This is a genomic window from Ancylobacter novellus DSM 506, from assembly GCF_000092925.1.
Taxonomy (GTDB): Bacteria; Pseudomonadota; Alphaproteobacteria; order Rhizobiales; family Xanthobacteraceae; genus Ancylobacter; species Ancylobacter novellus.
Window position 1 is genome coordinate 4,194,148 of sequence record NC_014217.1, and the last position, 13,059, is coordinate 4,207,206.

The 13,059-nt window shown below is 69.8% G+C and carries 14 protein-coding genes; 2 read left to right on the plus strand and 12 right to left on the minus strand.

Annotated elements, in window-relative coordinates; translation table 11 throughout:
- Positions 1–5: 5 nt before the first annotated feature.
- The 9 genes from ybeY to SNOV_RS19750 form a co-directional block, all read right to left on the minus strand.
- Complete coding sequence (gene ybeY / locus SNOV_RS19710) at positions 6–524, minus strand: rRNA maturation RNase YbeY (RefSeq protein WP_013168730.1); 519 nt, start codon at positions 522–524, stop codon at positions 6–8.
- Positions 521–1,597, minus strand: coding sequence for a PhoH family protein (locus SNOV_RS19715; RefSeq protein WP_013168731.1), 1,077 nt, complete (start codon positions 1,595–1,597; stop codon positions 521–523). The genes ybeY and SNOV_RS19715 overlap by 4 nt, the downstream gene beginning before the upstream one ends.
- 35 nt (positions 1,598–1,632) lie before the next feature.
- On the minus strand, positions 1,633–3,063 hold the full coding sequence (gene miaB, locus SNOV_RS19720; protein ID WP_013168732.1) for a tRNA (N6-isopentenyl adenosine(37)-C2)-methylthiotransferase MiaB: 1,431 nt from the start codon (positions 3,061–3,063) through the stop codon (positions 1,633–1,635).
- Between the two features lie 252 nt (positions 3,064–3,315).
- Positions 3,316–4,077: a lyso-ornithine lipid O-acyltransferase gene (gene olsA, locus SNOV_RS19725; RefSeq protein WP_013168733.1), complete on the minus strand. Its 762-nt coding sequence runs from the start codon at positions 4,075–4,077 to the stop codon at positions 3,316–3,318.
- Positions 4,078–4,080: 3 nt separating this feature from the next.
- A complete protein-coding gene (locus SNOV_RS19730) occupies positions 4,081–4,527 on the minus strand; it encodes a Fur family transcriptional regulator (RefSeq protein ID WP_013168734.1) in 447 nt (148 codons plus the stop codon).
- A 65-nt stretch (positions 4,528–4,592) separates the two neighbouring features.
- Positions 4,593–5,087, minus strand: coding sequence for a GNAT family N-acetyltransferase (locus SNOV_RS19735; protein WP_013168735.1), 495 nt, complete (start codon positions 5,085–5,087; stop codon positions 4,593–4,595).
- Positions 5,084–5,767, minus strand: a complete 684-nt coding sequence (gene tsaB / locus SNOV_RS19740; RefSeq protein ID WP_013168736.1) for a tRNA (adenosine(37)-N6)-threonylcarbamoyltransferase complex dimerization subunit type 1 TsaB — start codon at positions 5,765–5,767, stop codon at positions 5,084–5,086. The genes SNOV_RS19735 and tsaB overlap by 4 nt, the downstream gene beginning before the upstream one ends.
- 96 nt (positions 5,768–5,863) lie before the next feature.
- Positions 5,864–6,418 (minus strand): NifU family protein, encoded by a 555-nt coding sequence (locus SNOV_RS19745; protein WP_013168737.1) that lies wholly within the window; start codon positions 6,416–6,418, stop codon positions 5,864–5,866.
- A gap of 113 nt (positions 6,419–6,531) precedes the next feature.
- Positions 6,532–7,029: a universal stress protein gene (locus tag SNOV_RS19750; RefSeq protein ID WP_013168738.1), complete on the minus strand. Its 498-nt coding sequence runs from the start codon at positions 7,027–7,029 to the stop codon at positions 6,532–6,534.
- A 263-nt stretch (positions 7,030–7,292) separates the two neighbouring features.
- On the opposite strand from SNOV_RS19750, the gene SNOV_RS19755 reads away from it, so the two are divergent.
- Positions 7,293–8,522: a sensor domain-containing phosphodiesterase gene (locus SNOV_RS19755; protein ID WP_013168739.1), complete on the plus strand. Its 1,230-nt coding sequence runs from the start codon at positions 7,293–7,295 to the stop codon at positions 8,520–8,522.
- A 6-nt stretch (positions 8,523–8,528) separates the two neighbouring features.
- On the opposite strand, the gene trpS is transcribed toward SNOV_RS19755, so the two are convergent.
- Positions 8,529–9,560: a tryptophan--tRNA ligase gene (trpS, locus tag SNOV_RS19760; RefSeq protein ID WP_013168740.1), complete on the minus strand. Its 1,032-nt coding sequence runs from the start codon at positions 9,558–9,560 to the stop codon at positions 8,529–8,531.
- A gap of 74 nt (positions 9,561–9,634) precedes the next feature.
- The gene (gene murJ / locus SNOV_RS19765) at positions 9,635–11,152 is read right to left on the minus strand and encodes a murein biosynthesis integral membrane protein MurJ (RefSeq protein WP_013168741.1); all 1,518 of its coding nucleotides are present in this window, start codon (positions 11,150–11,152) and stop codon (positions 9,635–9,637) included.
- A gap of 126 nt (positions 11,153–11,278) precedes the next feature.
- On the opposite strand from murJ, the gene SNOV_RS19770 reads away from it, so the two are divergent.
- Positions 11,279–12,277 carry an adenosine kinase gene (locus SNOV_RS19770; RefSeq protein ID WP_013168742.1) on the plus strand — a complete coding sequence of 333 codons (999 nt, stop codon included), beginning with the start codon at positions 11,279–11,281 and terminating at the stop codon, positions 12,275–12,277.
- Positions 12,278–12,342: 65 nt separating this feature from the next.
- On the opposite strand, the gene SNOV_RS19775 is transcribed toward SNOV_RS19770, so the two are convergent.
- Complete coding sequence (locus tag SNOV_RS19775; RefSeq protein ID WP_013168743.1) at positions 12,343–13,050, minus strand: DUF2076 domain-containing protein; 708 nt, start codon at positions 13,048–13,050, stop codon at positions 12,343–12,345.
- Between the last annotated feature and the right edge of the window lie 9 nt (positions 13,051–13,059).

The window sequence follows — 13,059 nt, forward strand, 5'->3', positions numbered from 1 at the left end:
TGGCCTCAGTCGTGTTGATGAACGGGTTCGGTTTCGGAATAGGGATCGGGCACGCCGAGCCCGGCGAGAACGCGGCGCTCCATCGCCTCCATCTCCTCGGCGTCCTCGGCGACCTCGTGGTCGTAGCCGAGCAGATGCAGCGTACCATGCACGGCGAGGTGCACGAGATGGTCGGCGAAGGGCTTGCCTTCCTCGGCCGCCTCGCGCGCCAGGGTCTCAAAGGCGATCGCGATGTCGCCGAGATGGGGATCGCCGCCGGCCCGCGCCATTTCCGGCGTCGGGAAGGACAGCACGTTGGTGGCGTAGTCCTTGCCGCGCCAGTCGCGGTTGAGCAGGCGGATGGAGGCATCGTCGGTGAGCTTCACGGCGATCTCGGCGCCGTCGATATCGAGCTCGTACTCGCTCGACGCACCCTCGCAGGCGGCATCGACGGCGCGGATGACGAGGCCGGCCGCCTCGGGGAAGGCCGACCAGGCGTCGGCCTCCACGAGTACGTCGACCTCGATGCTACTGTCGTCGCTCATCGCGGCGGGGCCTCGGTTGCGCCGGCGGCCTTCCTGTCATAGGCGGCGACGATGCGCCCGACGAGCTCGTGGCGCACCACGTCGGCGGCGTGGAACTGGCAGACCTCGACGCCCTCGACGTCCTTGAGCAGCGTCACCGCCTCGGCAAGGCCCGAGGTCTGGCCGGGCGGCAGGTCGACCTGGCTGGGGTCGCCGGTGATGATCATATGCGAGTTCTCGCCCAGGCGGGTGAGAAACATCTTCATCTGCATCGAGGTGGTGTTCTGCGCCTCGTCGAGGATGACGCAGACGTTCGCCAGCGTGCGCCCGCGCATGAAGGCGAGCGGGGCGATCTCGATCTCGCCGGAGGTCAGCGCGCGCTCGACGAAGGCGCGGTCCATCAGATCGTGCAGCGCGTCGTAGATCGGGCGCAGATAGGGGTCGACCTTCTCCTTCATGTCGCCGGGCAGGAAGCCGAGCCGCTCGCCGGCTTCCACCGCCGGACGGGAGAGGATCAGCCGGTCGACAACCCGCCGCTCCAGAAGGTGGACGGCATAGGCGACCGCCAGCCAGGTCTTGCCGGTGCCGGCCGGGCCGACGCCGAAGACGAGGGTATGGCGCTTGAGCGCGCGGATATAGGCGTCCTGCGCGGCGGTGCGCGCGCGCACCGGGCGGCGGCGCAGCTGGATCTCGTCGAAGCTCTGCTTCTTGGTCGCCGGGTCGAACTCGAACAGGAAGCCCTGCGCCGCGGCTTCGCGCAGCACGCCCTCGACGTCGCCGGGGAGCAGTTCGACGCCTTTCTTCAGCCGGGCGTAGAGCGTCTCCAGCACGTGGCGGGCCTGCTCGCAGGCCTCGCGCGGGCCTTCCAGCGTGACATGGTTGCCGCGCTGCTCGGCGACGATCTCCAGCCGGCGCTCGATCAGCGCGAGGTTCTGGCCGTAATGGCCGAAGAGCTGGCTGGCGAGGCGGTTGTCGTCGAAGGCGAGCACGATCTGGCTCGGCGTCTCCTCGGTGGTCTCGATCCACTGTGGGTTGGGGCGCGGCGCGGTCTGTGTCGTTGATCCGGCGGGAGTGCCCGCGCGGGCGGCTACCAAGGCACGTTCCGTATCAGATCCAGCTCGACGCACGCTCACGCCTCCAGCTTCTCGCTCTGCCTTGTAAAACGCGATTCCCACTTCGAATCTTCGGCGAAGAATTCCCCGCCGATGATGTCGCCGGAAAGACTCTTGGTGCTGACTTCGCGGACTTCCACCATGGCCAGCGTGCCGATTGCCTCGACGGGCGCCTCGACGACGACGGACTGCAGATAGGGCGAGCGGCCGATGAGCTGGCCGGGGAAGCGGCCGGGCTTCTCCAGCAGGATCTCGAAGCGGCGCCCGCGGCAGCCCTCGTCGAAGGCCGCCTTCTGCCCGTCGAGCAGGGCCTGCAGCGCATGGATGCGCGCCGACTTCACCGCTTCGGGAAGCTGCGCCTCCATGCCGGCCGCCGGCGTGCCGGGGCGCGGCGAGTATTTGAACGAGAAGGCCGAGGCGAAGCCGACCTTCTCGACGAGGTCCATCGTGTCGGCGAAATCCTCGTCGGTCTCGCCGGGGAAGCCGACGATGAAGTCGGAGGAGAAGGCGATGTCCGGTCGCGCCGCGCGCACCTTCTCGACGATGTCGAAGAACAGCTCGCGGTCGTGCTTGCGGTTCATCGCGGCGAGGATGCGGTTGGAGCCGGACTGCACCGGCAGATGCAGATAGGGCATCAGTGCCGGCATCTCGCCATGGGCGGCGATCAGCTCCTCGTCCATGTCGCGCGGATGGCTGGTCGTGTAGCGCACGCGGGCGATGCCCGGCACCTCAGCCACCCGGCGCACCAGCTCGGCGAGGTTGGCGCTGCGCCCGCCGGCATCGAGGCCGTGATAGGCGTTGACGTTCTGCCCGATCAGCGTGATCTCGCGCACGCCGCTATCGGCGAGCCGCACCACCTCGTCGAGGATCTTCGACAGCGGACGCGAGACCTCGGCGCCGCGCGTATAGGGCACGACGCAGAAGGTGCAGAACTTGTCGCAGCCTTCCTGCACCGTGACGAAGGCGGCCGGTCCCCGCTTGGTGATGGCGGCCGATGTCGGTGGGGGCAGGAAGTCGAACTTGTCCTCGACCGGGAACTCGGTCTCGACCAGCTTGGCGCGCTTGCCGTTGCCGTCGCGGCGGGCCTGCGCCTCCGCCACCAGCTCCGGCAGCTTGTGGTAGCTCTGCGGGCCGACCACGAGGTCGACCGCACGGGCGCGCTTGATGATCTCCGCGCCCTCGGCCTGCGCGACGCAGCCGGCGACCGCCACCATCTGGCTGCGGCCGGCTTCCTCCTGCGCCTTCCGCAGGCGTCCGAGCTCGGAATAGACCTTCTCGGCCGCCTTCTCGCGGATATGGCAGGTGTTGAGGATGACGAGGTCGGCGTCGTCCGGGCTGTCGGTCTCGACAAAGCCTTCCTTGGCCAGCGTGTCCGTCATGCGCTGGGCGTCATAGACGTTCATCTGGCAGCCGAAGGAACGGACGTAAAGCTTGCGCGGTTCAGTCATTGCGTCTCGATCGACCCGTCCGCGTGACTTCCGGTAAGGAAGGCGCGGCCAATTTCCCTTGAATTCCGAGCGCACGAGCGTTGCGCCCAGTCGCAGGCGCCCTCGCATATCGCCGCTCGCTCACAGGTCGAGATCGTCTACGTCTCCACGGATGACACCTATGCTCCCTGTGTAACGGGATTCCCGGAAAAAGGGAATGCGGCCGGGCGGCGCGAACCCACAGGCGGGGCGTTATTTGCCGCAATATCCGCCTCAGCCGGAGCGCCCGGTGAGCGCGCCCGCCAGCATGGTGCGAGCCGCGGTCTCGGCGTGCAGCGCGGCGGCCTTGCGATTCCCTGCCGGCAGAGGCGTGCCGAAATGCAGTTCCACATCCACCGCCCCGCGCCGGAGCACGTCGAGGAGGTGCGGGGCGAGGTCCATGTCGCCATACCAGGCAAGGCGCGGCCGGCGCGGGCGGCCGAGCGGGATGCCGCCCTGCCCGACATAGGCGATGGCGAGCGGCTGGATGGTGGCGTCCTCGCCCATGCTGTGCCTTGCCGCGCCGACCAGCGCCGAGCGGAAGGGCAGCACCCGGTTGCCGTCGCTCGACGTGCCCTCGGCGAACAGCACGACCGGATCGCCGCCATTCATCCGTTCGGCCATCTCGCCGGCGACCTTGCCGGTGGCGCTGCGCGAGGTGCGGTCGACGAAGATGGTGCGCTGGAGCCTGGCCAGCAGCCCGACGCCCGGCCAGCCGGCAACCTCGCTCTTGGCGACGAAGCACAGCGGCAGGCGCGAGCCGAGCACGGGGATATCGAGCCAGGAGACGTGGTTGGAGACGATGAGAAGCGGGCGCGCCGGCGAGGGCGCGCCGACCACCGTCACCCGCACGCCGACCAGCGCCAGCACGACGCGGTGATAGAGCACCGGGATGATGCGGCGGGTCGGCAGCTTCAACTTCACCGAGGCCCACTGGAACGGGATGCCGACGAGGGTAATCAGCACCACCGGCACGAGCACCAGCCAGGCGCGCACGGCTCAGCCTTTCGGTTCGTCGGCGGGCTTGGGCTTGTCGAGGGGGATCCCGTAGAGCTCCAGCTTGTGGCCCACCAGCCGGTAGCCGAGCTTGCGGGCGATCTCCTCCTGCAGGTGCTCGATCTCCTCCGAGCGGAACTCCACCACGCCGCCGGAACGGATGTCGATCAGGTGGTCATGGTGCTCGTCCGGCACCGGCTCGTAGCGCGAGCGGCCGTCGCGGAAATCGTGGCGGGCGATGATGCCGGCATCCTCGAACAGCTTCACCGTGCGGTAGACGGTGGAGATGGAGATGCGGTCGTCGATCGCCACAGCGCGCCGGTGCAGCTCCTCCACGTCGGGATGGTCCTGCGCGTCGGCGATGATGCGCGCGATGACGCGCCGCTGGTCGGTCATGCGCAAGCCGAGCGTGACGCAGGCTTCCTCGATCGCGGTCGGCTTGTCGTTCATCCGTCAGTCCGTCTTGGGTCCCCGACGCCTTATGGCGCAGCGTGCCGGCCGAGGGCAATCTCTACCTAGGCGATATCCCGCCGCATGGTCAGCGCGGCCACCGCTTCGCCGTCGGCCTTGTGATAATACCCCTTGCGGCGGCCGATTTCACGGAAGCCGGTACGCGCATAGAGGTGCAGGGCCGACACATTGCCCTCCTCCACCTCCAGGAACACGGTGGTGAAGCCTTCCGCCGCCAGCGTGCCGAAGGCCGCCTCGACGAGCCGCCGGGCGATGCCCTCGCCCCGCCGGGCACTCGCTACGGCCACGGAGAGGATCTCGGTTTCCGGCGCGACGCCGCTGAGCAGGATGAAGCCGACGGGTGCGCCGGAAGGCCCGTCCGTCGCCACCAGGCAGCGGCTGAGCCGGTTGGCGAGCAGGCGTTCGAACTCGGCGGCGTCCCAGCCAACGCGGAAGGATTGGGCGTGCAGCCGCGCCAGCGCTTCGGCATCGCCCGCGCGAGCCCGGCGCAGCGCCACCTCGCGGCGGCGCAGCCCGAGCCTCGTCAGCAGCCCGGTCATCGGCGGGCGATCCGCTGGGCGGTCTGCGGCTTGGCGTCGGCGTCGCGCAGATAGAGCGGCTTCGGCTCGGAACGGGCCGGATCGGCGACGCCGGCGAGGCGGGCGAGCCAGACCGGGTCGGGCATGGTCTCGATCTGGATTTCCACCGGCAGCCGCTCGCCGGAGGGCCAGACCTCGGTAAGCAGCCGCGCCCCCGAGCCGACGAGCCGTACCGGACCGTTGGCGATCGAGCGGGCCGCGTCCTTCACCGACGTGGCGCGCGGCGTGACCAGCACCCGCCCCGCTGCGCCGATCATCTGCAGATAGACATTGCCGTGGCGCGCATCGATGGCGGCGGCGACCGGCACGCGGTCGTCCTGCGCCAGCAGCGGCGCGGCGAGCACGGTGAGCGTGGGAATGCCGATGACGGGCTTGCCGGTAGCGAGGCCGAAGCCGCGCGCGGCGGAAATGCCGACGCGCAGCCCGGTGAAGCTGCCAGGCCCGACGGTGACGGCGAAGGCATCGACGTCGGAGATCGCGACCTCCGCCTCGTCCAGCGCGCGCTCGACCATGGGGATCAGCGCCTCGGCATGGCCGCGCGCCATGCGCTCCTGCAGGCGCACCAACGTGCGGTCCGCCTCGAGGTCGTGCAGCGCGACCGAGCAGGCCTCAAGCGCGGTGTCGAGGGCAAGAATCAGCATGGCCGAGAATCACGCATGGTCACATACCTGTCGCGCCCACCATGCGCACCGGCGCCGCCGAAGGGAAGGGGCGCCGGGTCCTTCCGGCCCGGCCGATCAGACCGGGCGGACTTCCACCACGTCCGGCACGAAATGGCGGAGCAGGTTCTCGATGCCGTTCTTCAGCGTGGCGGTGGAGGACGGGCAGCCCGAGCAGGAGCCCTTCATGGCGAGGAAGACCACGCCGTCCTTGTAGCCGCGGAAGGTGATGTCGCCGCCGTCATTGGCGACCGCCGGGCGCACGCGGGTGTCGATCAATTCGCGGATGGTGTCGACCACGCCGGCGTCCTTCTCCTCGAAGAAGGCGTCGTCGGCGACATGGGCATGATCTTCCGGCAGCACCGGCTGCCCGGAGACGAAATGCTCCATGATGGCGCCGAGGATGGCCGGCTTGAGATGGGCCCACTCGCCCTTCTCCTTGGTCACGGTGACGAAGTCCGAGCCGAAGAACACGCCGGTGACGCCCGGCACCTCGAACAGGCGGGCGGCGAGCGGCGAGCGCGAGGCCTCGTCCGCGTCGCGGGCCTCGAAGGTGCCGTGGCCGAGAACGGTGCGGCCGGGCAGGAACTTGAGCGTGGCGGGGTTCGGGGTGGCTTCGGTCTGGATGAACATCGGGTCTCTCCTTGCCAACCGGGGTTCAAGGCCGCGGCGACGGGGGAATTTAGAATTTAGATAGTCCCTCGCGCGCCGGAGGGGAAGGGCGTGCAAAGACGCAGCACGCTGCATCACGCCAGCGCGTCGATCTCGGCGTCGGTGAGCGTGCCGGGCACGATGGTGACGGGGATGGGCAGGCCGGCCCATGTCCCCGTCGCCAGGGAGGCGATCAATGGTCCGGGCCCTTCATGGCCGGTGCCGGCGGCCAGCACGAGGATGGCGATGTCCTCGTCGGCGTCGATCAGCTTGTGGATCTCGTCGACGATCCGGCCCTCGCGCACGATCCGCTCCGGCTCGACGCCGGCCACCGTGCGGGCACGGGCGGCGAGATGCTCCAGCCGCGCCTCGGCCTTGTCGGTCGCCTCTGCCCGCATCAGCCCGGCGACGCCGAGCCACTGGCTCTGCACGTCGGCGAGTTCCAGCACGGTGAGCAGCACGACGCCGCCCTGCAGGCGGGTGGCGCGGCGCACGGCGTAATAGAGCGCGCGGTCGCATTCCGGCGTGTCGTCAGCGACGACGAGGAACTTGCGGCGGTGGCCGGGTTCATGGCTCTGGCGCCGGCGCGTCATGATCACTCCGGGAATCGCGGCATCGCCCGCTTTTTAGCACAGCCGCGCCGTGAGCGGCTGCGCCCGCCGCCTTCCCCACCGACATCACGAATGCGGGAAGCTATTTTCACGAAAGAAATTTGAATTAATTTATCGACAATCGGCCAGGCTTCGTCCGTTCCGTGCCCGACCGGCGCGACACGTACCGAGCCAGAAGAATCGCGACAGCGAACGGCCGAAGGCGTTCCCATGCGTGACCGGGGAGACGCCGCCAGGAGGGAGCCATGGGTCAGTCGATTTCGGAACGGTCGAGCCCTATCCAGGATGTCTTCGCGCATGAGGTGGTGCGCTCGGGGTTCGACCGCGTGCTGCGCACCATACGCCGCTATCTCGGCATGGACGTCGCCTTCATCTCGCATTTCCGCATCCATGACCGGGTGTTCGAGCATGTCGACGCCGACGGGCCGGCGCCGATCGCCCCGCAACAGGCGCTCTCGCTGGAGGAGGGCTACTGCCTGAAGGTGGTGCGCGGAGAATTGCCCGAATGCATTCCCGACACCGCCGAAGTGCCGGCGGCGATGTGCATCCCCGCCACCACCGCCATCCCGATCGGCTCGCATTTGAGCGTGCCGATCCGGCTGGAGAACGGCGAGATCTACGGCACGCTGTGCTGCTTCAGCTATATGAGCGACCGCAGCCTCGGCCCGCGCGAGATGAAGATGATGCATGCCTTCGCCGAGGTACTGGCCGGGCGCATCGACGAGGCCGCCGCCGCGGAGAAGCTGAAGCAGCGCGAATCGGCCCGGCTGCGCCTCGCCATGGCGGCGGGTACGCCGCGCATGGTCTACCAGCCGATCCACGAGGTGGCCGACCGCAGCGTCGCCGGCGTCGAATGCCTCGCCCGCTTCGATATCGAGCCGAAGCGCGGGCCGGACAAATGGTTCGAGGCGGCGGGGCAGGTCGGCATGGGCGAGGAGCTGGAGCTGCGCGCCATCCTCAACGCGCTGCCGGCGCTGGAGCGGCTGGCCCTGCCGGCCTTCCTCGGCCTCAACACTTCGCCCGAGCTGGTCCTGTCGGGCCGGCTCGGCCCGGTGCTGGAGGGGCTCGACCTTTCACGGGTGGTGCTGGAGATCACCGAGCACGCCACGGTTGTCGATTACGGCGCGCTGGCGCAGGCGCTCGGGCCGATGCGCGAGAAGGGGCTGCGGCTGGCGGTGGACGATGCCGGCGCGGGCTTCGCCAGCATGCGGCACATCCTCAATCTGCAGCCCAACATCATCAAGCTCGACATGAGCCTGACGCGCGACATCGACACCGACGGCGCCCGCCGCGCGCTGGCCAAGGGGCTGATCTCCTTCGCCCATGAGATCGGCTCGTCGATCACCGCCGAGGGCGTGGAGACGGAAAGCGAGTTCGAGATGCTGCGCCGGCTCGGTGTCGACCGGGCGCAGGGCTATTTCCTCAGCCGGCCGATGCCGATCGAGGAGGTGCCGCGCGCCGCGGCAAACGCCTGAGCGGGCTCAGCGCACGAAGCCGACGATGTCCTTGACGTGGTGCATGGTCTCGTCGGCGATCACCCGCGCCCGCGCCGCGCCGTCGCGCAGGATGGCGTCGATGTGCGAGGGCTCGGAGACGAGGCGCTTCATCTCGCCGCCGATCGGGCCGAGCTTGGCCACCGACAGATCGACCAGCGCCGCCTTGAAGGTGGAGAACTGGCCGCCGCCGAACTCGGCCAGCACCTTCTCCTTCGACACGTCCGCCAGCGCCGCATAGATGCCGACGAGGTTCTCCGCCTCCGGACGACCTTTGAGCCCCTCGGCTTCGGAAGGCAGCGGCTCGGGGTCGGTCTTGGCCTTGCGGATCTTCGAGGCGACGGTGTCGGCGTCGTCGGTGAGGTTGATGCGCGAGAGGTCGGAGGGGTCCGACTTCGACATCTTCTTCGAGCCGTCGCGCAGGCTCATCACCCGCGCCGCCGGGCCGCCGATCAGCGGCTCGGGCTGCGGGAAGAAGGCGCCCTCGATCCCCAGCATGGCCATGGACGGGCCGAAATCGTTGTTGAACTTCTGCGCGATGTCGCGGGCCAGCTCTAGATGCTGCTTCTGGTCCTCGCCCACCGGCACATGGGTGGCACGGTAGAGCAGGATGTCGGCGGCCATCAGGTTCGGATAGGCGTAGAGGCCGACCGAGGCGTTCTCGCGGTCCTTGCCCGCCTTCTCCTTGAACTGGGTCATGCGGTTGAGCCAGCCGAGGCGCGCGACGCAGTTGAACACCCAGGCGAGCTCGGCATGGCCGGAGACCTGGCTCTGGTTGAACACGATGTGCTTGGTCGGGTCGATGCCGGCGGCGATGAAGGCCGCGGTGACCTCGCGGATCTGCTTCTTCAGCTCGGCCGGGTCCTGCCAGACCGTGATGGCGTGCATGTCGACGACGCAATAGAGGCAGTCATAGCTGTCCTGCAGCGCCACGAAGCGCTGGATGGCGCCGAGATAATTGCCGAGATGCAGGTTTCCGGTCGGCTGGACGCCGGAGAACACGCGCTGCTGAAAGGCCATGGGGACGTCCTGTGGTCTGCGCCCTGTTTTCGCGACGGCGCTAATGGCACGCATGCCCCAATGGGGCAAGCTGTCTATCGGCGCAGGCCTGCGCGCAGCGCCGCAATCTCCATGCCGCCGAACAGCCGGGCGCCACCGGCATAGACCGCGACACCGAGCAGGACGAGGCCAGCGAGCGCCGTCGCGGCTACGATCCCGCCGGCAGCCAAGGCGGCCTCGACGAGGCGTGCCGCAATCGCGACGGCGAGCACCATGGCGAGGGTGGCGAGACCGAGCCCGATAAGGCGACGGCGCGCCTCGTTCGGGACCACCAGCAGCCGGCGGCGCGCGAGGCCGGTCCCGAGACCCATCAGGCCGACGAGGCTGGAGACGAGCACGCCCAGCGCCGGCCCGGCCATGCCCAGCCGATCCACGGCAAGGAAGCCGATGACGGCGCCGATGGGCAGAGCGGCAAGGCTCGCAATGGTGACGAGGCGCGACAGGCCGCTGGCGAAGGCGATGGCGACCAGCACCTTCTCCACTGCCTGCAACGGCAGGGTGAGCGCTAGCAAGGCCAGCGCCGTGGCGGTGAGCGCGCTCGCCTCGGCATCGAAGGCGCCGCGCTGGAACAGCACGGTGACGATGGGATGGGCGAGCACGGCGAGGCCCAGCGCCGCCGGCAAAGACAGCGCCAGCGCCGCCTCCATCCCGCCCATGCCGGCTTTCGCCTCGTCCTTGGCGGTGAGCGCCGGCAGCAGCACCGCTCCCGCGCTGGCGCCGACGAGGCCGAGCGGCAGCTCGACGAGGCGGGTGGCATAGAACAGCGCCGCCACGCCCCCGGCTATCCCGGAGGCGGCCGAGGCGGCGAGGAGGAAGCGCAGCTGCGGCAGGGCGGCGGCGAGCAGCGTCGGCGCCGCGCCCGCGAGCATAGGCAGCGCGGCCTTGAGGTCGGCCTTCGAGACCCGCAGATCGAAGAAGTCGCGCGGCACGGCGATGAGGTTCAGCGCGAACTGGGTCAGCGCCCCGGCCACCGCTCCCGCCGCCAGCCAGGCGAGCGCGGCGGGCACGCTCATCTGCGTCCCGCCGGCGAGCCAGAGCAGGACGAGCAGCGCGATCACCACCACATTGGCGGCGGCGGGGGCCATGGCAGGGCGGGCGAAGCGGCCGGCGACATTGGCGAAGGCGGCGAAGACGCCGGCCAGCAAGGCGAGGGGCAGGCAGGCGATGGCGAGCCGTCCGGCCAGCACCGCGCCGTCCTCGCGCGGGCCGGAATCGGGGAAGCCCGGTGCCAGCAGCGCCACCACCTGCGGCATGAACAGGAAGATGAGCCCCGCCAGCACCAGCGCCGCGAGGCCGAACAGGATCAGCGCCGCCCCGGCGAGCCTTGCGCGTCGCTCGGTCTCGCCTGCCAGCCGCGGCAGGATGGCGGCGTTCAGCGCGCCCTCGCCGAGCAGCCGTCGGGCGAGCTGCGGCAAGGCGAGGCCGGCCACCGAGGCATCCGCCACCACTCCAGTGCCGAACAGCGCCGCCACCCCGGCATCGCGGGCGAAGCCGAGCACGCGCGAGGCGAGGGTAAGGAGCGCGACTGTGGAGGCGCGGCGGAGCAGGGCCATCGGCAAGCAATAGAGGGGAAAGCGAGCGGCGAGAAGCGGCCCGGCGCCACCGCAAGCGTTGCGGGCCGGGGCCCCGTCTGCTACCGCGATGGCACCCTCCAGCGTCGACCTCCAGAGAAAGCGCCCATGACCGTCCAGCAGCTCGATGTGATCGGCTTCGGCAACGCCATCGTCGATGTGCTCGCCCGTACCGAGGACGCCTTCCTCGACCGGCAAGGCATGCGCAAGGGCGGCATGACGCTGATCGACGAGGCGCGGGCCGAGACGGTCTACAGCTCCATGGGGCCCGGCGTGGAGATTTCCGGCGGCTCGGCCGCCAACACCATGGTCGGCGTCGCCGCGCTGGGCGGGCAGGCCGGCTTCATCGGCAAGGTGCGCGACGACGAGCTCGGCGGCATCTTCGCCCATGATATCCGCGCCGCCGGCGTCACCTATGCCACGCCCCCGGCCGGCTCCGGCCCGGCGACGGCGCGCTGCCTCATCCTGGTGACGCCGGACGGCGAGCGCACCATGAACACCTATCTCGGCGCGGCGCAGGACCTCGGCCCGGCCGATGTCGACGAAGCCACGGTCGCCGCCGCCACCGTCACCTATCTCGAGGGCTATCTGTGGGATCCGCCAGCGGCGAAGGAAGCCTTCCTCAAGGCCTCCGGCGTCGCCCACAAGGCGGGGCGTACCGTGTCGCTCACCTTGTCGGACGCCTTCTGCGTCGGGCGCTACCGCGCCGAGTTCCTCGACCTGATGCGCAAGGGCGTCGTCGACCTCGTCTTCGCCAATGAGGCGGAGCTGATGTCGCTCTACGAGACCGATTTCGACACCGCGCTGGCGCAGCTGCGCGCCGATGCGAAGCGGGCCGTGGTCACCCGCTCCGAGAAGGGCGCGCTGTCGATGACGGCGGACGAGCTCGTCAGCGTTCCGGCCTTCCCGGTGGCGAAGGTGGTGGACACCACCGGCGCGGGCGACCTGTTCGCCGCCGGCTACCTGCACGGCTTCTCCCGCGGCTTCGATGCCGAGGATTGCCTGAAGCTCGGCGCGCTCTGCGCCTCCGAGATCATCAGCCATATCGGCGCCCGCCCCGAGCGCAAGCTGAAGGAGTTCGCGCTGGAGAACGGGCTTCGGGTCTGAGGCCAAAAAAGAGGCCGGCCCGAAGGCCGGCCTTGAGAGGAAACGCCTTGGACGTGCGGCGAGGGTCAGATTTCCTCGTCGCCGCCGAACCAGCCGCCGCCGTCGAACCAGCCGCCATTGTCGGCGCCGGAGATGTCGTCCGCGCCGGGATCATTGGCGGAGGCGTCGGTCGCCGAGGCATCGGGCTCGGGCTGCTGCGCCGGCTCGGCGGGCGCTTCGGCCGCCTTGGCCTCGTCGCCGCCGAACATCCCGGCGATCGCATTGCCGAGCAGCACGCCGCCTGCCACGCCCATCGCCGTCTGCGCCGCGCCGGCGAGGAAGCCACCGCCGCCGAAGCCGGGACGGCCGGGCATACCCTGTTGAAGGCCGCCCTGCTGGAATCCACCTTGCTGCTGGCCATAACCCTGCGCCCCACCCTGCGCGGCCCCCGCCCCGAAGGGCGAGCCTGGACGCGGCATGGAGGGCACCGGGCTGCGGCGCGGCGGCTGGCTGGAGCCGAACAGGCTGCCGAACAGCCCACCGCCCGAGGCCGGGCGCTCCTCCTGAACCTGCTGCGCCTGCTGTTCCAGCTCGCTGATGCGGGCCTGCGCCTGCTCCAGCGCGTAGCCCTGCATCACGATGGTCTGGGCCATCAGGTAGGGCGCCGCCGGCTGCTGGGCGATGCGCTGGGCGATGAAGCCTTCCGCCTCCGCGTCGCGCGGGCCGGACTGGCGTTCCGCTTCGCCGAGCTTGGCGAAGAGGCCATCGATGGCCTGGCGGTCTTGCTCATTCATCGGAAAGTC